Below are 21,797 nucleotides of genomic sequence, written 5' to 3'. Positions count from 1 at the left end.
TTCTCCGTACGTGTTCAAGCCAGCGCTGCCAGGCAACGCTCGAAAATATCCAGCCCTTCGTGCAGAACATCGGGCTCGATGGTCAGCGGGATCAGCAGGCGGATGATGTGCCGCGACTTGCCGCTGGGCATCAACAACAGGCCAGCGTCCCTCGCTGAGGCCAATAGGTCGGCAAGCTGCCGGGTCCCGGGCTCGCCATCCGCTGTGATCAGTTCGATGCCGCGCATGCAGCCCACGCCGGTCAGCCTGCCCAGGTACGGCGACAGCTTGCCTGCCTGCCAGGCGTTGTAGCGCGAGACAATGGCGTTTTCCTGCTGTTCACCCCAGGTGGATAAATTGGCATCAGTCATTTGTGCCAGCGAGGCCAGGCCCGCAGCGCAGCCAATCGGGTTGCCGGAATAGGTGCCGCCGAGCCAGGTTGTTGAGCAAATGCTTGCGACCGACCACGGCGCCCAGCGGAATGCCGCCTGCGATGCTTTTGCCCAGCAGAATAAGGTCCGGCTCGATGCCCAGGCGGCTGAACGCAAAGCGCTGCCCGGTACGGCCGAAACCGGACTGAATTTCGTCGGCGATCAACACGATGCCATGTTCATCGCAGAACGCTCGCAGCGCCTGAGCAAAATCCGCCTCCATGTCCAGAAAGCCGCCTTCACCCTGCACCGGTTCAAAGATGATGCAGGCGACATCGTTGACATCGATCTCTACGCTGAGCAGTCGCTCCAGTGCCTTTAGCACCTGCTCGGTGGTCACGCCGTTGTCCTTGCTGGGAAACGGAATGTGAAACACCGGGCCGGGCAGCACGCCGACTTTCTGTTTATAGGGCGCCACCTTGCCATTGAGGTTCAGGGTTGCCAGTGTTCGGCCATGAAAGCCGCCATCGAAGGCAATCACAGCCGTGCGGCCCGTCGCGCCACGTACGATCTTCAAGGCGTTTTCCGCCGCTTCCGCACCGCTGTTGGTGAGCATGCCGCTGAGCGGGTAACTCACCGGTACGAACTCCGTCAGTTGCCGCATGAAGCGGATATACGGATCGTGAGGCGTAGCGTTGAAGCAATAGTGGGTCAGCTTTGCCGCCTGATCCTGAATGGCCGTGACCACCTGAGGGTTGCAATGCCCCAGATTGAGCACGCCGATACCGCCGACAAAGTCGATGTAGCGCTTGCCGGTGGTGTCCCATACTTCGGCATTGCGGCCGTGGGACAACGTCATGCTGTGGACAAACGAAATGGATTCGCTGATGTGTTGCTCATCGGCCTGGACCTGACTCCGGGGGATCATGATGGCCTTATCCAAACAAACATCGGGCAACGCTCGCAAACGAAATAAAATCACCGGGTCATTCCAATAATTCCCGATGTCGCGGCTTTCGTTGCTGTTAATGGCAGGCAGTTCATTCCTAAAAGGAATCATGTTTTTCAAAAACGTCGTTTGTGGGCCAGCCCCGAGTGGATCAATACTGGGTTCATCAGTGATTTCCACCGTTTCCATGACAGGAGAATCAACATGGTTGCCGAGTTATTAGCACGTCTGGGCGTGGCGAACAGTGCCCACACACAAGGGGACTATCCGGTTTACACCCCGATTGATGGCAGCCGGATTGCCTCGGTTACGCTTGAAGGCAAGGAGCAGGTCGTGGCGCGTATCGACAGCGCCCACAATGCGTTTCTGAAGTGGCGCACAGTACCGGCACCGCGGCGTGGCGAGCTGGTGCGGATCTTTGGTGAAGTGCTGCGCGAACACAAGGCTGACCTGGGCGAACTGGTGTCGGTCGAAGCAGGCAAGATCACTCAGGAAGGCCTGGGTGAAGTCCAGGAAATGATCGACATCTGCGACTTCGCCGTCGGCCTGTCGCGCCAACTATATGGCCTGACCATCGCCTCCGAACGTCCCGGCCACCACATGCGTGAAGCCTGGCACCCGCTGGGCGTGGTCGGTGTGATCAGCGCGTTCAACTTCCCGGTTGCAGTCTGGGCCTGGAACACCACGCTGGCGCTGGTCTGCGGCAACCCGGTGATCTGGAAGCCTTCGGAAAAGACTCCGCTGACGGCTTTGGCCTGCCAGGCACTGTTCGACAAGGCGCTAAAGATTTTCGGCGACGCGCCCGCAGCGCTCGCGCAGTTGGTGATCGGTGATCGTGACGCCGGTGAAGCGCTGGTCGATGACCCGCGCGTGCCACTGATCAGCGCCACCGGCAGCACCCGTATGGGCCGCGAAGTCGGTCCGCGTGTTGCTGCCCGTTTCGGGCGCAGCATCCTGGAACTGGGCGGCAACAACGCGATGATTCTGGCCCCCAGCGCCGATTTGGACCTGGCCGTGCGCGGCATTCTGTTCAGCGCCGTGGGCACTGCCGGTCAGCGCTGCACCACGCTGCGTCGTCTGATTGTGCATCGCTCAATCAAGGACGAAGTGGTTTCCCGGGTTAAAGCTGCCTACGCCAAGGTGCGTGTCGGTGATCCTCGTGAAGGTAATCTGATCGGTCCGCTGATTGACCAGCAAGCATTTTCGGCCATGCAGAGTGCGCTGACCAAGGCCCGTGACGAGGGCGGTCAGGTGTTCGGTGGCGAGCGTCAGTTGCAGGACCAATACCCGAACGGCTATTACGTCACACCGGCCATCGCCGAAATGCCGGAGCAGAGCGAAGTGGTGCGTCACGAAACCTTCGCGCCGATTCTCTATGTGCTGGCTTACGACGACTTCGAAGAGGCCTTGCGCCTGAACAACGAAGTGCCGCAGGGCCTGTCGTCGTGCATTTTCACTACCGACCTGCGTGAGGCCGAGGCTTTCCAGAGTGCCGCGGGCAGCGATTGCGGTATTGCCAACGTCAATATCGGCACCAGCGGTGCGGAAATCGGCGGGGCATTTGGTGGCGAGAAGGAAACCGGTGGGGGGCGCGAGTCCGGCTCCGATTCGTGGCGCGCCTACATGCGCCGGCAGACTAATACCGTCAACTACTCCCGCGAGTTGCCGCTGGCTCAGGGCATCGTTTTCGACTGATGTGAACCGGGCGCTTATTGCCGACATTGCTGGAGTTTTTCGATGGTGCAGTTTGCTGAAGGCTGTCTGTGGGAACAATTGACTCCGCAACGACCGGTCAGTCCGGCCTTGATTGGGGAACGAAGCGCCGACGTGTGCATCATCGGTGCAGGTTTCACCGGTTTGTCGGCGGCGTTGCGGTTGCTGGAAGGCGGCAAATCGGTGTGCGTGGTCGAAGCTCATCAGGTCGGCCATGGCGGCTCCGGGCGCAACGTCGGTCTGGTGAATGCAGGCACCTGGGTGGCACCCGACGAACTGGACAAGGTATTGGGCAGTGTCGAGGCCAGCCGCCTCAATAGCGCATTGGGCGCGGCTCCGGCGCTGGTGTTTTCGACTATCGACAAGTACCGCATCGAGTGTCAGGACACTCGCACCGGCAACCTGCACATGGCCCACAATGCAAAAGGACTGGCTGATCTGCGCAGCCGTGCCGAGCAGTGGCAGCGGCGCGGTGCCAGGGTCGAACTGCTGACCGGAAAACCCTGTGAAGACGCCTGTGGCACCGACAAGGTCAGCGGTGCGTTGCTCGATCACCGTGCCGGTACGGTGAACCCGATGGCGTATGTGTCAGGCATGGCGCTCAATGTTGTGGCGCTGGGCGGTCAGTTGTTTGGCGAGTCTCCCGTCAACGGGCTGCAACGCACTGCCGATGGCTGGAAAGTGTCCACCGCCGCGGGCAGTGTGCGCGCCGAGAAGGTCATCATTGCGTCCAACGCCTACACCGAAGGTGAGTGGACCGACGTCAAGGATCACATCTTCGCAGGCTACTACTATCAGGTCGCTTCACAGCCGCTCAGCGGCAGCGAGCAGGCGGGCATTCTAAGTGGCGGGCAGGGTTCCTGGGACACGCGCACGGTGCTCAGCAGTATTCGTCGCGATGCCCACGGGCGACTGGTGCTGGGCAGCCTTGGCAACGCTGGCAATTATCCGCTGTGGTTTATTCGTCAGTGGGCTGATCGCATCCAGCAGCACTACTTTCCCCAGTTGGGTCGGGTTGAGTGGCAGAGCACCTGGACTGGCCGCATCGGTTTCACGCCCGACCATTTGCTGCGTCTGTTCGAGCCTGCGCCCGGCTTGCTGGCCGCGACCGGTTTCAATGGCCGCGGCGTAACCACCGGAACGCTGGTGGGCAAGTGCTTTGCTGATTACCTGCTGAGCAACGACGCAACTGCGCTGCCGGTGAGCTTTTCCAGCAGCAAAAAGGTCTCGGCCAATGGTCTGCGTACGCTGGCTTACGACGCCGGTTTCACGCTGTATCACGCTGGCCAGTGCTTACGCGTGGTGCTCTGAGCCGACTGGCTTTCAAGCCATTCTGCTTTTGATTCGCAGCTCCGCACACAGCCCGCCCTGCGCTGAATTGCGCAGGTGCAGGCTGCTTTCCAGTTTGCGCACGATCATGTCGACGATCGCCAGCCCCAGCCCAGCGCCATTGCTGTGGCCCTGACTGTAGAAACGTTCAAAAAGGCGTGCTTTCTGTTTCTCGTCGATACCCGGCCCTGCGTCTTCGACTGACAAATGTGCGCTGCCGTCTTCCTGGCGGTTGAGCATCACGCGAATCTCGCTGGCCGGCGGGGCGAAGTTGAGCGCGTTGGTCAGCAGATTCTGCAGTGCGATGGTGATCGCTGACGGGTCGCTGTGGATCACGCAGTCATCGCCCGCCTCGAACACCAGATCGACACGCTTCTCCAGTGCCAGCGGTGTGAGCTCGGCCATTTCCTCGCGCACCAAAGTGTTCAGTTCAAAGGTTTGTAACTGGCTGACTTCAAGGCGCGGCTCAAGTCGGGCCATCGTCAGCAACTGGCTGGCCAGACGGGCAGCACGGTCGACGCCGTGCACGAGAAAATCCAGTGCCTCCAGACGCTGTTCCGGGGTTTCAGCCTGGCGGGCGTTCTGTGCGTGGATGCGCAGAATGGTCAGCGGTGTACGCAGTTCGTGGGCGGCGTCGGCGATAAACCGCCGCTCGCGCTCCAGCACGCTTTCGATCTGGGTCAGCAGACGGTTGAGCGCGTGTTGCATGGGTTCGAGCTCTTTGGGCAGCGGTGTTACATCGAGCGGCTCAAGGCTTTCGGCATCGCGTTGGCGAATGACCCTGGCCATCGACTGCAACGGGCGCAGGCCCCAGCCGATCGCCAGCCAGATCGCGACCACCAGCAGCGGCACGCCGATCAGCGTCGGCCACAAGGTGTGGCTGACAATGCGCTGAATCAGGTCCTGACGCACATCGTCGCGCTCACCGACCCAGATCAGGAAACCCTGCTGCGGGTCGGCCAGGAGGAAGCCGCACCACTCATGCCCGTTCTCGACCAGATCATGCGAGCCTTCTTCTGCGGGAGGCGCACTGAGCAGCGGCGCTTCGGCCGAACGCACCAAAAGCTCGCCCGACGTGCGCCAGACCTGAAACGTCAGCCGGGTTTCGTACGGATGGGCAACGCCACTGGTGCCGACCCGGCTCATGGCCTGATCGAACGCCTGATAAAGCTTGTCCAGATCCTGCTCACCCGTAGCGCGCTGGCGCAGCACACCCTGCAACAGGCGCGCGCTCTGGGCCAATTGCGCATCGTAGACTTCTTCTATTTCGTGATGGCTGTCGCGCAGCGCGAGCAGGCTGATCGCCAGGTCGCCGAGCAGCAACAGCAACAGGACCGGGACCAGAATGCGCGCGCGTACCGAGGTCATGCCTTGAGCTCCAGCAGGTAGCCGACGCCGCGCACGGTGCGGATCAGTTCGGTGGACAGTTTCTTGCGCAGGTTGTGAATCAGCACTTCCAGAGTGTTGCTTTCGACCTTGTCCTGCCAGCCATACAGGGTATTGGACAAGCGCTCGCGGGTGACCACCTTGCCGGGGCGGATCATCAATTGGTGCAGCAGTTGATATTCCATTGGCGTCATCGGCACTTCGCTGCCCTGAAAACTGACCTGCTGCGAAGCCGGGTCGAGGCTGATGCCGGCGTGTTCCAGCAACGGCTGCGCACGTCCCTGGCTACGCCTGAGCAAAGCCCGGACCCGGGCTTTGAGTTCATCGACGTCGAACGGCTTGATCAGGTAGTCGTCGGCACCGGCGTCCAGGCCGGCAATGCGGTCGGCGGTGCCGTCGCGCGCGGTCAGGATCAGCACCGGCAGGGCAAGCTCTTCGGCGCGCAACTGGCGCAGCAGATCGAAACCATCCATGCGCGGCAGGCCGAGGTCGAGCAGCAACAGGTCGAAGGGTTCGCTGCGCAGGGCGTGCAGCGCGCTCAGCCCGTCTTCCAGCCAGTCCAGCGTGTAGCCCTCGGTGTTAAGGGCCACACGGATGCCTTGGCCAATCGCACGATCATCCTCGACAAGAAGCAGGCGCATAGGGTTGTGACCAATGAATGAGGGTGAGAAGGGCGCCATCATGCCGTCAGCAGGCAGTGTCGCGAAGTGCCGTGTGTCCGGGAAGATGTTACGAGCTGTTGCGTATTAAGCTTTTCCTAAGACTGGTTTCGCACAGTAGCGGCTCCTTAACTGCCTGTGAGTATCTGTCATGCGTAAAGTCCTGCTGGTTTCCCTGTTGCTGGCCAGTCCGCTGGCCCTTGCCGGTCCGCAATGCACCACCGCTGAAAAGTCCCAATGGCAGGATCAGGCCAAATTCCAGGAGCAGCTCAAGGCTCAGGGTTACGAGATCAGCAAGTTCAAAGTGACTGACGGCAACTGCTACGAGATTTACGGCTTCGACAAGGACAAGCGCAAGGTCGAGATCTATCACGATCCGGTCACTGGTAAAGCGGTCAAGACCGAGATCAAGTAATGAACCGGGTTTCCCTGCGCCTGTGGGACTCGCTGGTCAGACTGTTTCATATCTCGATCGCGGGTGTTTTCGTTGCCAATTACTTCTTCAATGAGGCGGGTGATGACTGGCACGTCTGGCTGGGCTATTACGCGGTTGCCTGGCTGGCGGTGCGAGTGGTGTGGGGATTCATCGGACCAGCCAGCGCGCGCTGGAGCGATTTCTGGCCGAGCCCGACTCGCCTGCGTGCGCATGTCCGGTCGCTGATCAACCGGCAGCCGGTACACAGGCTCGGTCATTCTCCGCTCGGTGCGCTGGTCATGGTACTCATGATGGCGCTGATCTTCGGCATGGGCCTGACCGGCTTCCTGATGGAGGAAGTCGATGCCTTGTGGGGTGCTGACTGGCCTTTGCAGGCTCATGAAATTCTCGCCAATACATTGTGTGCCCTGGTAGTGCTGCACATGGCCGCGGCCATCTTCGAAAGCTTTCAAGTGCGTGACAACCTGCCCTTGTCGATGCTGACAGGCAAACGACGTCCGTTACCTGAAGATCGCCATCGCTGAAACCACCTCCTTGCCCTTCATCACAGTGATGCCTCCTGATGCGTGTTATTTCCCAAAACCTGACCGCATGGAGCGCAGGCCTGATTGTTGTAGTGATTTTTCTCAGTGCATGGCTAAGCCATCCACAGCACCGGATATCTGCCTTTGTCGTGAGCACCGCACCGGTCGATGCTGAAAGTGTGGCGCCCAAGGCATCCTACATTTCGCGTTTCGCGTCTTCTGATCTGGACGATTTCGTGCATTCGTCAGCCGTGACGGCATTGCCTGGCGGCGACCTCATGTCGGTATGGTTCGCCGGTTCTCGCGAAGGGGCGGGAGACGTTGAAATACGTACCTCGCGGTTCGATGCGTCCAACGGTGAATGGGGCGGCGAGCAGGTCCTGGCGACCCGGGCGTCCACTCAGTCAGGTACTGGCAAATACATCCGCAAACTGGGCAACCCGGTGATCGCGCTGGCTCCGGACAATCGCCTGTGGCTGTTCTACGTGTCAGTCTCGGTCGGCGGCTGGGCGGGCAGTACCGTCAATGCCATGGTGTCCAGCGATATGGGGGCCAGTTGGTCGCCGCCTTGGCAGCTGGTGACATCGCCGTTTTTGAACATCAGCACGCTGGTACGTGGCGCGCCGGTGTTTCATACCGACGGCTCGATCGGCCTGCCGGTCTATCACGAGTTTCTCGGCAAGTTTGCCGAATACCTGTATCTGAGCGCAGATGGCGAAGTCATCGACAAGTTTCGCATCAGCCGCGGTAAAAATTCCCTGCAGCCCACCGTCGTACCGTTGGACGGCCAACGCGCCGTAGCCTTGCTGCGTTATGCCGGCGAGACGCTTCACCGGGTACTGGCCAGCCGTACCGAAGACGGCGGTCAGACCTGGAGCGAGCCGCAACCGCTGACACCCAGCAACCCCAACTCGTCGCTGGCCGCCGTCGGCGTACCGGGTAAGGGCTTGCTGGTGGCGTTGAATGACCTGCGCGAAGGTCGCTTCAAGCTCAGCCTGTACAGCACCGACGAGCAGATGAAGGTCTGGCGGCCACTGCCGGATCTGGACAAGTCACCCGATCCGCTGGGTACACCGTTTGCCCTGGAAGCCTACAAGGCTGCCATCGGCGAAGGCTTTCGCGCTTCCAGCGGCGCACGTCGCCAACCGATGGAAGCCGAGTTTCTGAGCAATCTGGACCAGCGTGTCTGTTCCGCGCAGGGGTGTGATTTCGAATACGAATACCCGTACTTCATCCGCAGCCCGGACGGCCTGTATCACCTGGTCTACTCGTGGAATAACACCTTCATCAAACATGTCAGCTTCAACGAGGCCTGGCTGGCGGAGCAACTTTTATGATCGCTTTGGGATTGGCTCATCTGGCGTTTGCCTGGACCCTGTTTGTGCTATTGGCTCCGCTGATCGCATCGTTATGGTGGCGCTGTGGCCTGCTGGCAGCGACCTCGCTGTTGAGCGTTATTTCATTCGACGGTTTGTCGATGGCGTCGTACGCTCGCAGCCTGACCGACGATCTGGCAATCAGCAGTCTGGTGGTGCTGGGCTGGCTGACCTTGCAGCGATTGGGTGTGCTCAGACCGATGGCAGTGTCCCGGCGATGGGTGATGCTGCTGGTGTTCGCTGTGCTGGCGCTGACGTTGTATCCGGCCACGCTGGGTCTGACTTACTTCGACCCCTACCGCTGGGGTTACAATCCGCGACCGATGATCATCATTGTCGCCGTTATCGCGTTGGGGCTGGTCTTGATGCGTAATGCGCTGGCTGTAGTGATGCTGGCTGCTGCGACGCTGGCATTCACATTTCGTATCAAACCGTCGGAAAACTATTGGGATTACCTGATTGACCCGCTTCTCGCCCTGTGCTGCTGCGGGGCTTTGCTGAGCCTGGGCATCCGTTTTGTTTATCGCCGGGCAACGGAGTCGCGCCGTTCGGCCACTCTGTCTGCTGGCAATGTCTAGAGGAATGACGATGAGTTGGTTGCAATCGCGACGCCTGCACTATTGGCTGGGCGCGGTCATGTTGGTATTCCTGCTGTCGGCGTTACTGAGGGGGGTGTTTTTCTTCGGATTTTCTGGCGTCGAGCCGGGCGCCCTGTTTACCCATGGCGAGGTTGCGCAGACGCTGGGTATCGGCGTGCGTTTCGACCTGCGTCTGGCGCTGCTGATACTGCTGCCGGTCGCAGTGTTGCTCTGGTTGCCGCGCTGGAACATGGTCAGCCAGCCGGTCTTGCGCTGGCTGGCGCGAGGCTATCTGATTGTTGCGCTGCCTGTTTTGACGATGATTCATATCGTCGACTTCGGCCATTACGCCTATCTCGGGGTCAGGCTCAACGCCAGCGTGCTGCGCTATCTGGAGGATGCGCAGATTTCCCGGGACATGCTTTGGCAGACTTATCCAGTATTCTGGATCACTGTCGGCTGGCTGCTCACTGTCGCAGTGCTCGGCTGGGCATTGATCAGGCTTGAACGTGCCACCCTGGACCGTGAGGCCAGACCGATCAAACGCGGGTCCGTGGTCTGGGGTTCGGCGCTGATGGTCTGTGCAACCTTCCTCGGCCTGCTGGGCCGGGTCGAGAATCTCAATCTGGAAAACCCGGTACCGTTGCGCTGGAGCGATGCGTTCTTCTCAGGCAACAGCCAGATGGCGGCACTGGGGCTTAACCCGGCGCTGTTCCTGTACGACACGCTCAAGGTCTCCCAGTCGAACTTCGACGAACCCGAGGTGCGCAAGCACTATGAGCGGGTCGCGCGTTATCTGGGCGTCCGGCAGCCAGATGTACAGGGATTGAGTTTCAAGCGTCACCAGACCGTGCAGCCCTACCGGCTGCCGGGCGAGCGGCCGCCGAATGTCATGTTCGTCATGCTCGAATCGCTGGGCACCAGTGCTGTCGGTGCCTACGGTAACCCGTTGAACCCGACGCCAAACCTGGACCATCTGGCCACCCAAAGCTGGTTCTTCAAGCACTTTTACGTACCGGTGACCGGCACTGCGAAAACGGTCTGGGCGAGCATCACCGGTGTTCCCGACGTGACACGGCAGGAGACCGCCACGCGCCATCCGCTGCTCACACGGCAAAACACCATCATCAATGACTTCAAGGGGTACGAGAAGCTGTACATGATTGGTGGCAATTCCGGTTGGGCCAACATGAACGCGTTGATCCGCCGCAGTATCGATGACGTGCGCCTTTACGACGAGCGCGACTGGAAGTCGCCGCAGGTGGATGTGTGGGGGATTTCCGACCTGGATCTGTTCAAGGAGAGCGACCGGATTCTGCGCTCGTTGCCAACTGACAAACCGTTCTTTGCCTACGTGCAGACCGCTGGCAATCACCGGCCATTCACCATCCCCAAAGACAACGATGGTTTTCAGGTCAGCGACAAGACACTGGAGCAGGTCCAGGCCGCCGGTTCGCGAAGCGTGGAGCAATACAATGCGGTGCGTCTGCTGGACTTCAATATCGGTCGGTTGATGGAACTGGCCAAGGCGGGCGGTTATTACGGAAACACCATCTTTGTGCTGTTTGGTGATCACAACACACGCATCAGCCAGATCCCGCACATGGCCCCGGCGTTCGAACAACTGGGGCTGGAGAGCAATAACGTTCCGCTGTTGATTCATGCGCCCGGCCTGCTGGGCACCCGGGTAGTCGATGACGCGGTCGGCCTTGCGGATCTACTGCCGACACTGGCGGGAATGACCGGTATGCCATTCACCAGCGGCACGATGGGCCGTGACATTCAGCAGCCCGCCCCCGAAGGCGAACGTGTGGTGCCGTTGGTACTGCGTGAAGGCACGTTCCCGCTGATTGGCGGTGTCACCCGTAACTACCTGCTGCAAATGGAGCACGATGGCAGTTCACCCACGCTTCACGATCTGTCTTCCCCCACGCCGCTGGATAACGTCGCCGAGCAGAACCCGCAAGAGTTCGAGCGGCTGCGTGACCTCACTCGCGGCCTGCATGAAACCTCGCGAATGATGCTGTATCAGAACGTGCGCTGATCACCAGAACCGCGCCAGGCGCAGGATATTGCGCAAGTCTATGGTCAAGGCCGTATGCTTGCGTAATGATGGCATCTGTATTTGATGATGTTAAAGTGCTTGCCAATGTGAACCCTGCACGGATTAAAGACGTACATGGCGCTGTTTTCGACTATCGTCACCAGTCAAGAGCAAGTTCTTCGGGCGGTATAAACAGCTGCCCGAGGCACTGGCTATTTTTCTGGTGGATTATGGTATTTCATCGCTAATACCGGAAAAAACTGTCGGATTTTGCTTCGAATCTGTATTTTGGCGGCCTGTTTTCGCTCGGATGCGTTTTTTGTCTATTGCACACTCAAGAGCCTTCCTGGATGCCGGCAAGTTTTTCATGTGTTACCCCGCCGAAATTGCTTGCTGCACTGCGTGCTGAAACGAGTCAGCTTCACGTTAAGCTCGAAAAACGCATGCCGTTTTTTTCACCCGCGCTGGATCATGCTCTTTACCTTCGCTTGCTTAAGGCTTATTACGGCTTTTATGCACCGCTTGAAGCTGCATTGCACGACAGTGCCTTGATGCCTGCGGAGCTTATCCCGCAAGATCGGGTCAAAACCGCTGTGCTGGTCGAGGACCTGCGTGCTCTGGGTCTGTCTGATGACGACATCAGGCAACTGCCTCGCTGCGAGCAATTGCCAGCAGTGGATACGCCCGGTTCATGCCTGGGAGTCATGTACGTCCTTGAAGGTGCAACGTTGGGCGGGCAGGTGTTACGGCGCGAAATAAACAGGCGACTGGGTCTGGATGAGCAGAGTGGAGCGGCCTTTCTCGATGTTTACGGTGCCGATACCGGGCCGCGCTGGAGGGCGTTTTTGAACCACCTGGATGCAGTGCCGCGAGAAGTTGTTTTTACTGACGCCGCAGCGTTTGCGGCGCAGTCCACATTTGCATGTTTCGAGCAATGGCTCGATGGTCAAGAGGTACTGCTATGAGCCAACTCGACAAGGACGCTTTTGAAGTCCTCCTGGCCAATTGTGCGGATGAGCCTATTCAGTTTCCCGGAGCCATTCAGCCTCACGGTCTGTTGTTTACTCTGGAAGAGCCAAACCTGACGATCCTGCAGGTCAGTGCGAACGTGCAGAGCGTGCTGGGCCATGCACCCGAACACGTTCTCGGTAAAGGCCTCGATCATGTTCTGGGGGCCGGCTGGGCCGAGGTGATCAGAAGCGCCAGCGCTCATGATTCGTTCGTTGATGCGCAACGCTTGCTGATGACGGTCAATGGCATCGAGTTCGAAGCCTTGATGCACCGCAATCAGGGGGTACTGGTTCTGGAACTCGAGATTCAGGACAAGGACGCGCAAGCGGTCAGTTATACCGAGCGCACTGGCAACATGGGCCGTATGTTGCGTCAGTTGCACGCTGCGAGTGATCTGCAAACGCTGTATGAAGTCAGTGTCCGCGAGATCCAGCGTATGACCGGTTACGACCGGGTACTGATTTATCGTTTCGAAGAAGAAGGCCATGGTCAGGTGATCGCTGAAGCGTCTGCGCCCAGCATGGAACTCTTCAACGGCCTGTTCTTTCCGGCGTCGGACATTCCCGAGCAGGCGCGCGAACTGTACCGCCGCAACTGGCTGCGCATTATTCCTGATGCCGATTACACCCCGGTGCCATTGGTGCCTCAATTGCGCCCCGACACTCAGCAGCAACTCGATCTAAGTTTTTCGACGCTGCGAAGTGTTTCGCCGATCCACTGTCAGTACATGAAAAACATGGGCGTGCTGTCGTCCATGAGTGTTTCGCTGATTCAGGGCGGCAAGTTGTGGGGGCTGATCAGTTGCGGGCACCGTACCCCGTTGTACGTGTCCCACGAACTGCGCAGTGCCTGCCAGGCGATAGGTCAGGTGTTGTCGCTGCAGATCAGCGCAATGGAAGCTCTGGAAATAAGCCGTCAGCGCGAGGCGAAAGTCAGAGCGCTTGAGCAACTGCATCAAGCCATGGCCGAGTCCGAAGAAAACGTCTTTGACGGTCTGGCACAGCAGCCACAATTGCTGATGGATCTGGTCGGTGCGACCGGTGTCGCGATCATCGAAGACCGGCAGACGCATTGTTACGGGGCCTGCCCGGAGGTTTCGGATATACGTGCGCTGCACACATGGATGATTGCAGGCGGCGAGCCGGTGTATGCCAGTCATCATCTTTCCAGCGTCTACGCGCCCGGGGAAGCTTACCAGCCAGTCGCCAGTGGTGTATTGGCCATGAACTTGCCCAAACCTGTGGATAACGGCGTGATCTGGTTTCGTTCCGAGGTCAAGGAAAGCGTCCAGTGGAGCGGTGATCCGAACAAACCGCTGAACATGGAAAGCTCGGAAGGCGGTATGCGCCTTCGGCCGCGCACATCGTTTGAAATCTGGAAGGTCGAAATGACCGGGATTGCGCCAAAGTGGAGCCATGGCGACGTGTTTGCAGCGAACGACCTGCGCCGCTCCGCGCTGGAAAACGACCTTGCCAGCCAGGTGCGCAAGGAGCAACAGGCCGTTCGTGCCCGTGACGAACTGGTAGCGGTCGTTTCCCATGACTTGCGCAACCCGATGACGGTCATTTCCATGCTCTGCGGAATGATGCAGAAGTCGTTCAGCTCCGATGGGCCACACACCTCGCGGCGTATTTCCACGGCAATCGACACCATGCAGCAAGCAGCCAGCCGCATGAATGTGTTGCTCGAAGACCTGCTCGACACGTCGAAAATCGAAGCAGGCCGCTACACCATCACACCGCAGCCACTGGAAGTCAGCCAGATTTTCGAAGAGGCCTACACCTTGCTGGCCCCGCTGGCGATGGACAAATCCATCGAGATTTCCTTCAATGCCGAGCCCGACCTCAAGGTCCAGGCCGACCCGGAGCGCCTGTTCCAGGTGCTGTCCAACCTGATCGGCAACGCCATCAAGTTCACCCCGAAACTGGGCAAGATCGGCGTGGCGGCGATGTCCAACGGCACTGAAATCGTGTTCACCGTGCGTGATTCCGGCGAAGGCATCCCTCCCGAGCAATTGCCGCACATCTTCGAACGCTACTGGACCGTCAAGGAAGGCAATCCGACCGGCACCGGTCTGGGTTTATACATCTCCCAAGGCATCATCAAGGCCCACGGCGGAGAACTGGGAGCGCAAAGCCAGTTGGGTGAGGGTAGCGAGTTCCGCTTTACTGTGCCAATTGCAGTTTGATCGCTTTCTCAGGCTTGCAGTGTGTGTGTCGGCTCAAGCCTGAGTTGCGTCAGCCCTGATGCCAGTTAGTGGCTTTTTCGATGTATTGAGCGTTGGCTGGAAGTGCCTTGCGCAGAAACGCGAGGTACTTGGCCATCAATTCCTTACTGGGAAAGCGGGCGGCGAAGCCTGTAGTGACGTCGTCGCAGTGAATGATGACCATCAGGCGCTTGTGATCGACCGTGACAAATTCGTGCAGGTGCCAAGGGGCGGTTTGTCGATGGTGGACGGGGTTTTCCCAATTCAGCAGCTTGACGGCTGCGACAACGGCCATCGCTACCGGGCCGATCAGGAAGAGCAGTGAGCCGGTGAAAAGAGCGATGAAAACGAATATCAGGATGATGGCTATGGCGATGCCCTTAAAGAAACTTGAGGCGAAATCGGGGTAGTGCAGGTAATACTCGACTGTCGCGCCGTCGGTTTTGAGGGTGTAGTTGTAGATGGTTTTTTGGCGGATGAGCAGGCCTATGAAATAGGCAAGATGGCCTCCAAGTGCAAGTATTACGCACACGAGAGAGGATGGGCTGTCTGAAAACATTACCCAGCCTAACCAAATAAAAAGTGAGCTTGCCATCACATGGAAGGCGGCAAACCCAAGCTGCGTGATCATGATCTCTTTAGGTGACCTCGCAAGTGTTTTGATTTTCCAGTTCAGGATGTCCTTACCTTTCGGCAGAGCCAGGGCTTTTTCTTGCTGAGTCATACGGGTGTGCCCTCTGCGACTTCCAGGGTCAGGGCGCCAATTCTGTTTGATGCTTTTACCTCTAGTTCTACAGAAGCCAGGCCGTCAACAGCGGTATCGCCTGTTGTGCCAAGTTCCAACTGAAACAGATAGCTTTTATCGTCTCCTTCAGTCTTTAAAAGACTGGCCGGATACCATATTTGCAGCTCGAGATACGCAGCGTCCTTGTCCAGTGGCACCCAGGTTTCCCAGATGAGGTCTTCACTCGCCTTATACCCAAGCCCATAAGTAACCTTGCCAATATCCTTGGCACTGAAGTCTCCTTCCGGAGTAAGGTTCCGGTAAGTGAGCGCGGTATTGATGAAGTTGAGCATTATCACGCCCAAGGTGATTGATCCGGCAATACATCCCAGTCCATCGATCCAGCGTTTGGCGGTGGTCAGCCAGTCCTTGGCTATGGCTTTGCCGGACTGGAAGTGCAGGCGAATCTCGTCCTGCAACCACTGGTTTATGCAATCGAGCAGCCAGATAAGGTGAATACCAGGGAACTCGTGGTTCGGCCTAAAGTGAGGGCTTATTAAGATCTGCAGCGGGGCTACCATTTCCAGGCTTTTTCCGTGAACTCAGTTGTTGGGGGGAGCACGGTTTGGAGAAACGCGAGGTATTTGTTAAACAGCACCTCATGCTGGAATCGGGCCTCAAAGCCTAGTGTGACATCCGTGCGGTGTGTGACGATCATCAGCCGTTTACGGTCGACGGTCACAAAGTTGTACTCATCCCAGGGCAGGCTTTGTTCATGGTGAATGGGGTTTTCCCAGTTTAGTAGCTTGAGGGCTGCGATACAGGCCATGGCTGCCGGGCCGATCAGGAAGAGCAGTGAGCCGGTGAGGGCGGCTATGAAGACGAATATCAGGATGACGGCTATGGCAATGCCCTTGAAGAAGGACGAGGCGAAGTCGGGGTAATGGAGGTAGTACTCCAAGTGGGCGCAGTTGGTTTTTATGGTGTAGTTGTAGATGGTTTTTTGGCGGACACCTAGGAGAATAAAGTAAACTGCTCCGCCGCTGGTACTCGCTACAATATAAATTGCTTGGAATGGATCTTTTGAATAAAATTCCCAACCTGCCCATAGGCCAAAGCTCAGTATCGTCGCATAGATGAAAACTATTGCCAACTCAGCAAGAAGTATTTCTTTTGGCGGCCTTGCGATGGTTTTTATTGACCACTGCAAGATTTCCTTACCATTTTGATAATGTTTGGATATTCCACAAGCTTCTGATTGACACGTGATGTTGTTGATTTTTTTTGGACTGATCGGGTGGGGTAGTTTCTTTGTCATACCTTATTCCGCTATTTCAAGTATCAAGGCGCGGCTTCGGTCGAGCAATGTTACTCCCGGTTCCGCACTGGCCAAGCCGTCGACCTTGGTATCGCCCTCGCTATTTAGCTCGAGTTGATACAGGTAGCCGATGTCCTGCTGGCTAAATTTAATCAGGCTGTCGGAATACCATATTTGTAGTTCCAGATAGGTAGCTTCTTCCTCAAGGGGAATCCAGGTTTCCCAGATCAAGTCTTCACCTTCCGGGGGCATAAGCGGAAAGGTAAAATCCTCGTAAGCGTTTCGGGCCGCTTGATTGTCAAGTTTTCCAAATTGTCCAGCCTGCTTGAACTGCCCTCGCTCCAAGAATGGCTGCTGCACCGGAGAATCTATTTTTTCCACGGGAAGCACACCCCATGGGCGTTTGCTACTGATGATATTGAAGTGCACTGATTGTCCGCGTACCGCGCTTGGCAAAAGAATCTGCACGCCAGCGCCGTCTTGCACTTGTGTGCTGTAGTAGTCACCTTTGCCAAGATAACGACTTTCAATGCGCGTGGTGGTTTTTACGTGAACCTGAGGGCTTAACTGGATTGTGAGGAGGGCAAGCCTTTCTTCGTGCTGGCCTCCTGCGTCCGTTGAGTATCGGGAGTCAATCGATTTGGACCAGCAGCATCTTCGTAACCACCAACCTATACTATCCTGCTTGAAGTAGCTTAAGGCCGTTGTAGCGAATAGGTAGGGAGTATCAGTTTTTTTGTGTTCGGGCTGGTTAGGGCCTGCCGTCAGGCAGGCCCTTGTTTTACCAGCTCGGTCTGGTAAATCGGTCTCCGTACAGGATCGCAAATTGATTCATTGCCACTTTCCAGTCGTGTGCCGCATGACCCCAGTTGGCGGTGATGTTGCGCAACCCAAGCCATATCAGTTTCGTCGCAGCCTCATCGGTCGGGAAGTGCCCTCGAGTCTTGATGATCTTGCGTAACTGGGCATTGATGCTCTCGATGGCATTGGTCGTGTAAACCACTTTGCGAATGCCCGCCGGAAAAACAAAAAACGGTATAACCCGATCCCAGGCGCGACGCCATGCAGCAACTACAGTCGGATACTGCTTGCCCCAGGGGCCCGCTTCAAAGGCGTTAAGCTCTTGCTCAGCCACATCGGCATTGATCGCCTGGTAGATCGGCTTGAGTGCTTTGGCCAGTGCCCGACGTTTATCCCAAGCGGCATAGTCCAAGCTGTTGCGGATCAGATGCACGATGCAGGTTTGCAGCGTCGTGGCAGGAAAAACCGCCCCCAACGCCTCCGGTATTCCTTTGAGGCCATCCGTGACGGCGATCAGAACATCTTCAACGCCACGAGTCTTGAGGTCGTTGAACACCTTCATCCAAAACTTGGCACCCTCGGTGCTCTCGATCCATATACCCAGAATGTCGCGCGTGCCATCAGGTAATACCCCCAGCGCCAGATAAATAGCCTTGTTGCACACTAACCCCTCGTCCCGGATTTTGACCCGTAACGCATCGAAGAAGATCACCGGATACATCGGTTCCAAGGGTCGTTGCTGCCAAGCGCCCACCTCTTCCATGACCGCATCGGTGACTGAGCTGATGAAGTCATGGGACACGTCAGTTCCATACTGCTCAGATAGAAAAGCGCGGATCTCACGCACCGTCATGCCCCGGGCGTACATGGCAATTATCTTGTCGTCGAAGCCTGTAAAACGTCGTTCGTGCTTGGGAATCAGGATCGGGGCGAAGCTACCATCGCGGTCTCTGGGGATATCCAGGCGAAGCGGCCCGTCGTCGGTCAGAACCGTCTTGCTGCTTTTGCCATTGCGCTGATTGGTCGACTCCTCAGGGCGCTCCGCGCCCTGAGGGTAACCAAGGTGGTGACCCAGCTCGGCGCCTAGCGCACGCTCGATCAGAGCCTTCTTGAACGCCATGGACGCGTCTTGAATGGCTTCGGCGCTCATCGGGCCTTTAACAAACTGCTCGATCAGCTCTTGGGGAATCGAGGGCAACTCCCTCGCTGTTGCATTGGCGGACTTCTTTTTGGTCGGCATACATGCACCTCTAGCTACATGTTATGCCCGAACACAAAATTTCTGACAGTCTCCGCCCAGAGCTGAAAATCACTTTGTGTGTCACGCACCTGTTGCAGCAGTGCGTCTCCGCTCGGCAGATGCTGTTGAAGATACTGACGCGCGCTGGCCAGATCGACTTCGCGCCGCCACTTGTGGCGATCTTTCCAGGCCTGCGCGGCTTCTTCGGTAGGGACGCTGCCGTAACGTGCTTCGATCGATTTGCGCATGTCCAGGCTCTTGAACATGTCCGGCAGCAGTAGAAAATCTCCGGGAACGTTGCTGCTGCTGATCTGTGCTTCTTCAAGGATGCATTGCTCGAAGTACGCTTCGACCTCGCTCAGGTACTGGTGCGTGCGAGCCGTATTGCCGCGCACCGACGCTGGCAGTTTTTGCGGGTCGCTTTCGGCACCACACAGTCCGGAGACAGTCTGGGCGATCTGGATCTTGTGTTCGTGCCTGGCTTGCCAGTCGCGAAAAGCCGCCTGATCAGCGGCGAGTTGCATGCCCAGATCGTTGAAAACGGCCAGTGGGTCATCAAGGGCGATGAGCAGGGAACTGTCCTGATCGTCGACGCTGCCTTGCCAGAAAACGTCAGCACCCAGCGGTGCCCATAACGGATTTGTTTCGGCGTCTTCCGACAGCGGGCGAGCAGTGGGGATCGCCGAGTCAGCGAAACGGCCGTCGTCAGTGACATAGCCCTTATCGATGTCCGCCACCGCCTCGGCGATACGGTTCAATGGCAGGGTGTCCGGCTCGGCCATGGTGATGCAGTAGCTGGCCAGATCCAGCGCTTTCATCCACAGCGCACGGCTTGGGGCGCTGGAGCGCATATGCTCGCAAACTCGCCATGTCCATTGCTGCGGGGAAAAGGCGATGTGCAGTGTGTTACGTCGCGGGTAGAGCAGAAAGGGCTTGCCATCACTGGCGCCACTTCGCTGGTCATTGCCGATCTGCGCGTCCGTCCAGACAATGCGGCTCAGGTGGCCGTTGTTTGCTGAAGCGACATATTCATGCAGCGTCCCGGCCGTTTCGTCGAACACATAGACGTAGCCGTCATACAGCTGGCGAAGGGTGTAGCTGCGTGTTTTCAGTGTCGGCATCAGCGCCCATTTGCCTTGTTTCGGCAATGGTTTCAGCTGCTCCGGCGCGGCGTCGTAGCGGGAGCGATCCAGCGCGTAGCGCACCGGCACGATGGCGACGTTCGGTCCTCTGAAAGGACAAAGGCTGGTGGCCGTCGCCGGAGTCTTGGGGAACAGTGCGGCGCGTCGTTGCTGGTGTGTGCCGTGTTTATCGGTCATGCGGGAAACTCCCTGCGCAGAAACGGGCAATTTCGCCCGCTGTATGCAGAAGTACATTCCAAGATGTGTGCCGACAATTTTTTTATCTATTTAAAACAAATAGATAGCGTTTAAAGGTTTAAAAAAAGCTCAATGGCCAGGCAAAAAATGCGAAATATTGCGCAGGCTTTTGCGCATGTATGCGCAAGCTCGTTTAGGTGCTGGAGGGCTTTGTGTATGGGGCGTGACCAGTTTCAGCGGTCAGGTGATGCGCAAGAATTTGCACATCACGGTTTTATGCCATGAGCGTGAAGTCAGCCGGGCAGGGCAATTTCCACCTGAATGCTCTTACGAGCCCTGAATGGGGCGAGCAGTGACTCGTCATCCACCGGGTTGGTGATCAGCGTCCAGGGCTGGCGCAACGGTGTCCAGTGCTGCTGACGCGCGCGGCCCAGCTTGGTAACGTCGGCCAGTACGAAAACCTGTGCAGCCCGCGCCAGCATGTTTTCCTTGAGGTACGCCTGCTCGGCGCTGGCCTCGCACAGGCCCAGTTCAGCCACCACGCCGTCGGCGCTGATGAACAGTTTGTCGGCGCTCAGGTGCTCCAGCGCTGCCTGCGCCGCCACGCCATAAGTCGACATGCTCGATGCCCGCAGTGTGCCGCCCAGCACGGTAATGCGCCCATCGGGTATCAACGCCAGATCGCTGAGTGCCAACAGGTTATTGGTGATTACATGCAGCCCGCGTCGCTGATTGAGAATGTGCGCCAGCGCGCTGGTGCTGGTGCCGCCTTCAAGAAACAGTGTGTCGTGATCGTTGATATGCGCCAACGCGGCATGGGCGATGTCCATTTTTTCCTGGCTGTGCTGGCGGCTTCGCTCTTCCAGCGAGGTTTCCGGTTCGCGCTGGCCGACATGCGCCGCGCCGCCATAGGTGCGCAGGATCAAGCCGTCTTCGGCCAGGGCTGTGAGGTCGCGGCGTACAGTGGCTTCCGAGACGCCGAGTTGGGCGCACAGCTCGTCCACGTTGGATTTGCCGGAAAGAACCAGTTCGAGTATCGCTTGACGACGGTTGGCGACTTTCATTACAGCCCTTGTGTTAAAGCCTGGAAACGGGATGCAACCTTACAACGACGCACCGCCGCACACCACCAGGCTTTGCCCGGTAATTGCACCCGCGTCGGGGCCAAGCAGAAACGCCGCCAGACCGGCGATTTCATCCGGTTGCACAAAGCGGCCGATGGGCGGCTTTCGCGGTGGCGTGCCACTGCGTCCGGGGGCCAGCAACATGGGCGTTTCGGTGGCACCAGGGGCAATCAGGTTGACGGTGATGCCGCGTGGCGCCAGTTCGATGGCCCAGGAACGAACCATGCCTTGCAGCGCCGCTTTGCTGGCAGCGTACTGACTGCGTCCGGCGGCACCCTGCATGGTCCGGCTGCCGATCATCAGAATCCGCGAACCGGCGCGCAGCCGTGGGTACAGCGCGTTGACCATGTGACTGGCAGCGGCGACATGCAGATGCCACATGGCCTGGCCATCGGCGTCGTTCAGCTCGCCCAGCGGCGCGGTGCGCATGAAGCCTGCCGCATGGATCAGCGCATCGATGTGCGGCGTCTGTTGCAGCGCCTTGTCCAGCGCGGCGAAGTCATTGAGGTCGCACTCGCGCCAGGTGAAGTTCGGGTGTTGCAGGTCCGGCGCACGCCGGCTCAGACAGGTGACCTGCAGGCCCTGTTCCAGCAGGCGCGTGACAATGGCTTTGCCGATGCCGGAGCTGGCACCGGTGACGAGTACGGACTGAATCGGTTCGGGCATGACATGGGTTCCGCAAAGGTGTCGATTGGCAACAGGCCAATCGA

Annotated in this window: 16 protein-coding genes and 4 pseudogenes; 9 read left to right on the top strand and 11 right to left on the bottom strand. The window is 58.2% G+C overall.

The genetic code is table 11. From position 1 onward, the window contains the following. Positions 1 to 14: 14 nt before the first annotated feature. Positions 15 to 1,209 (bottom strand): annotated as a pseudogene (locus FFH21_RS18385) (aspartate aminotransferase family protein). Positions 1,210 to 1,503: 294 nt separating this feature from the next. Between FFH21_RS18385 and FFH21_RS18380 the strand changes: the two are divergent. Next, positions 1,504 to 2,994, top strand: coding sequence for an aldehyde dehydrogenase family protein (locus tag FFH21_RS18380; protein WP_011169124.1), 1,491 nt, complete (start codon positions 1,504 to 1,506; stop codon positions 2,992 to 2,994). Between the two features lie 42 nt (positions 2,995 to 3,036). Beyond that, positions 3,037 to 4,323, top strand: coding sequence for an FAD-binding oxidoreductase (locus FFH21_RS18375; protein WP_004660671.1), 1,287 nt, complete (start codon positions 3,037 to 3,039; stop codon positions 4,321 to 4,323). A gap of 12 nt (positions 4,324 to 4,335) precedes the next feature. On the opposite strand, the gene FFH21_RS18370 is transcribed toward FFH21_RS18375, so the two are convergent. Together FFH21_RS18370 and FFH21_RS18365 are read right to left on the bottom strand one after the other, a co-directional pair. After that, positions 4,336 to 5,709: a sensor histidine kinase gene (locus tag FFH21_RS18370; RefSeq protein WP_011169123.1), complete on the bottom strand. Its 1,374-nt coding sequence runs from the start codon at positions 5,707 to 5,709 to the stop codon at positions 4,336 to 4,338. Next, entirely contained in the window at positions 5,706 to 6,368 is a 663-nt protein-coding gene (locus FFH21_RS18365; protein WP_002554362.1) for a response regulator, read from the bottom strand. Before FFH21_RS18365 ends, FFH21_RS18370 begins: the two co-directional genes overlap by 4 nt. Positions 6,369 to 6,537: 169 nt before the next feature. Between FFH21_RS18365 and FFH21_RS18360 the strand changes: the two genes are divergently transcribed. The 7 genes from FFH21_RS18360 (at position 6,538) to FFH21_RS18330 (ending at position 14,543) form a co-directional block, all read left to right on the top strand. Next, positions 6,538 to 6,801 (top strand): PepSY domain-containing protein, encoded by a 264-nt coding sequence (locus FFH21_RS18360; protein WP_002554361.1) that lies wholly within the window; start codon positions 6,538 to 6,540, stop codon positions 6,799 to 6,801. Continuing rightward, a complete protein-coding gene (locus FFH21_RS18355; protein WP_011169122.1) occupies positions 6,801 to 7,346 on the top strand; it encodes a cytochrome b/b6 domain-containing protein in 546 nt (181 codons plus the stop codon). Before FFH21_RS18360 ends, FFH21_RS18355 begins: the two co-directional genes overlap by 1 nt. A 38-nt stretch (positions 7,347 to 7,384) precedes the next feature. Next, the gene (locus FFH21_RS18350; protein WP_011169121.1) at positions 7,385 to 8,683 is read left to right on the top strand and encodes an exo-alpha-sialidase; all 1,299 of its coding nucleotides are present in this window, start codon (positions 7,385 to 7,387) and stop codon (positions 8,681 to 8,683) included. Beyond that, positions 8,680 to 9,300: a hypothetical protein gene (locus FFH21_RS18345; RefSeq protein ID WP_011169120.1), complete on the top strand. Its 621-nt coding sequence runs from the start codon at positions 8,680 to 8,682 to the stop codon at positions 9,298 to 9,300. The genes FFH21_RS18350 and FFH21_RS18345 overlap by 4 nt, the downstream gene beginning before the upstream one ends. 10 nt (positions 9,301 to 9,310) lie before the next feature. Then, positions 9,311 to 11,344 (top strand): LTA synthase family protein, encoded by a 2,034-nt coding sequence (locus FFH21_RS18340; protein WP_041924594.1) that lies wholly within the window; start codon positions 9,311 to 9,313, stop codon positions 11,342 to 11,344. 350 nt (positions 11,345 to 11,694) lie between these two features. Beyond that, positions 11,695 to 12,309: a biliverdin-producing heme oxygenase gene (locus tag FFH21_RS18335; protein ID WP_004664401.1), complete on the top strand. Its 615-nt coding sequence runs from the start codon at positions 11,695 to 11,697 to the stop codon at positions 12,307 to 12,309. Beyond that, positions 12,306 to 14,543: an ATP-binding protein gene (locus FFH21_RS18330; RefSeq protein WP_011169118.1), complete on the top strand. Its 2,238-nt coding sequence runs from the start codon at positions 12,306 to 12,308 to the stop codon at positions 14,541 to 14,543. Before FFH21_RS18335 ends, FFH21_RS18330 begins: the two co-directional genes overlap by 4 nt. Positions 14,544 to 14,592: 49 nt before the next feature. Here the strand turns inward: FFH21_RS18330 and FFH21_RS18325 are convergent, their stop codons facing one another. The 8 genes and pseudogenes from FFH21_RS18325 to FFH21_RS18285 all read right to left on the bottom strand — a co-directional run bounded on the left by FFH21_RS18325 (position 14,593) and on the right by FFH21_RS18285 (position 21,753). Then, complete coding sequence (locus tag FFH21_RS18325; protein WP_011169117.1) at positions 14,593 to 15,285, bottom strand: hypothetical protein; 693 nt, start codon at positions 15,283 to 15,285, stop codon at positions 14,593 to 14,595. After that, positions 15,282 to 15,764, bottom strand: a pseudogene (locus tag FFH21_RS18320) (hypothetical protein); the annotation flags it as partial. The gene FFH21_RS18325 and the pseudogene FFH21_RS18320, both read right to left, overlap by 4 nt. A gap of 95 nt (positions 15,765 to 15,859) precedes the next feature. Next, complete coding sequence (locus tag FFH21_RS18315; RefSeq protein WP_011169115.1) at positions 15,860 to 16,603, bottom strand: hypothetical protein; 744 nt, start codon at positions 16,601 to 16,603, stop codon at positions 15,860 to 15,862. A gap of 3 nt (positions 16,604 to 16,606) precedes the next feature. After that, positions 16,607 to 17,323 (bottom strand): annotated as a pseudogene (locus tag FFH21_RS18310) (hypothetical protein); the annotation flags it as partial. Between the two features lie 61 nt (positions 17,324 to 17,384). Beyond that, positions 17,385 to 18,644: an IS256-like element ISPsy17 family transposase gene (locus tag FFH21_RS18300; protein WP_004666928.1), complete on the bottom strand. Its 1,260-nt coding sequence runs from the start codon at positions 18,642 to 18,644 to the stop codon at positions 17,385 to 17,387. A gap of 53 nt (positions 18,645 to 18,697) precedes the next feature. Further along, a pseudogene (locus tag FFH21_RS18295) lies at positions 18,698 to 19,963 on the bottom strand (toxin VasX); the annotation flags it as partial. 293 nt (positions 19,964 to 20,256) lie between these two features. Beyond that, positions 20,257 to 21,027, bottom strand: coding sequence for a DeoR/GlpR family DNA-binding transcription regulator (locus FFH21_RS18290; RefSeq protein WP_004664405.1), 771 nt, complete (start codon positions 21,025 to 21,027; stop codon positions 20,257 to 20,259). A gap of 39 nt (positions 21,028 to 21,066) precedes the next feature. Continuing rightward, the gene (locus FFH21_RS18285; protein ID WP_011169114.1) at positions 21,067 to 21,753 is read right to left on the bottom strand and encodes an SDR family NAD(P)-dependent oxidoreductase; all 687 of its coding nucleotides are present in this window, start codon (positions 21,751 to 21,753) and stop codon (positions 21,067 to 21,069) included. Positions 21,754 to 21,797 lie beyond the last annotated feature (44 nt).

Origin of the sequence: Pseudomonas sp. KBS0707, assembly GCF_005937945.2 — a bacterium.
Lineage (GTDB): Bacteria > Pseudomonadota > Gammaproteobacteria > Pseudomonadales > Pseudomonadaceae > Aquipseudomonas > Aquipseudomonas amygdali.
Note: the sequence above shows the minus strand (reverse complement) of the source record. Positions and strands in the feature narration are given on the sequence as shown.

Bases quoted from the DNA above. Each gene is read 5' to 3' on its own strand.
- FFH21_RS18380 (WP_011169124.1), top strand. From the start codon at position 1,504: ATGGTTGCCGAGTTATTAGCACGTCTGGGCGTGGCGAACAGTGCCCAC.
- FFH21_RS18375 (WP_004660671.1), top strand. From the start codon at position 3,037: ATGGTGCAGTTTGCTGAAGGCTGTCTGTGGGAACAATTGACTCCGCAA.
- FFH21_RS18370 (WP_011169123.1), bottom strand. From the start codon at position 5,709: ATGACCTCGGTACGCGCGCGCATTCTGGTCCCGGTCCTGTTGCTGTTG.
- FFH21_RS18365 (WP_002554362.1), bottom strand. From the start codon at position 6,368: ATGCGCCTGCTTCTTGTCGAGGATGATCGTGCGATTGGCCAAGGCATC.
- FFH21_RS18360 (WP_002554361.1), top strand. From the start codon at position 6,538: ATGCGTAAAGTCCTGCTGGTTTCCCTGTTGCTGGCCAGTCCGCTGGCC.
- FFH21_RS18355 (WP_011169122.1), top strand. From the start codon at position 6,801: ATGAACCGGGTTTCCCTGCGCCTGTGGGACTCGCTGGTCAGACTGTTT.
- FFH21_RS18350 (WP_011169121.1), top strand. From the start codon at position 7,385: ATGCGTGTTATTTCCCAAAACCTGACCGCATGGAGCGCAGGCCTGATT.
- FFH21_RS18345 (WP_011169120.1), top strand. From the start codon at position 8,680: ATGATCGCTTTGGGATTGGCTCATCTGGCGTTTGCCTGGACCCTGTTT.
- FFH21_RS18340 (WP_041924594.1), top strand. From the start codon at position 9,311: ATGAGTTGGTTGCAATCGCGACGCCTGCACTATTGGCTGGGCGCGGTC.
- FFH21_RS18335 (WP_004664401.1), top strand. From the start codon at position 11,695: ATGCCGGCAAGTTTTTCATGTGTTACCCCGCCGAAATTGCTTGCTGCA.
- FFH21_RS18330 (WP_011169118.1), top strand. From the start codon at position 12,306: ATGAGCCAACTCGACAAGGACGCTTTTGAAGTCCTCCTGGCCAATTGT.
- FFH21_RS18325 (WP_011169117.1), bottom strand. From the start codon at position 15,285: ATGACTCAGCAAGAAAAAGCCCTGGCTCTGCCGAAAGGTAAGGACATC.
- FFH21_RS18315 (WP_011169115.1), bottom strand. From the start codon at position 16,603: ATGACAAAGAAACTACCCCACCCGATCAGTCCAAAAAAAATCAACAAC.
- FFH21_RS18300 (WP_004666928.1), bottom strand. From the start codon at position 18,644: ATGCCGACCAAAAAGAAGTCCGCCAATGCAACAGCGAGGGAGTTGCCC.
- FFH21_RS18290 (WP_004664405.1), bottom strand. From the start codon at position 21,027: ATGAAAGTCGCCAACCGTCGTCAAGCGATACTCGAACTGGTTCTTTCC.
- FFH21_RS18285 (WP_011169114.1), bottom strand. From the start codon at position 21,753: ATGCCCGAACCGATTCAGTCCGTACTCGTCACCGGTGCCAGCTCCGGC.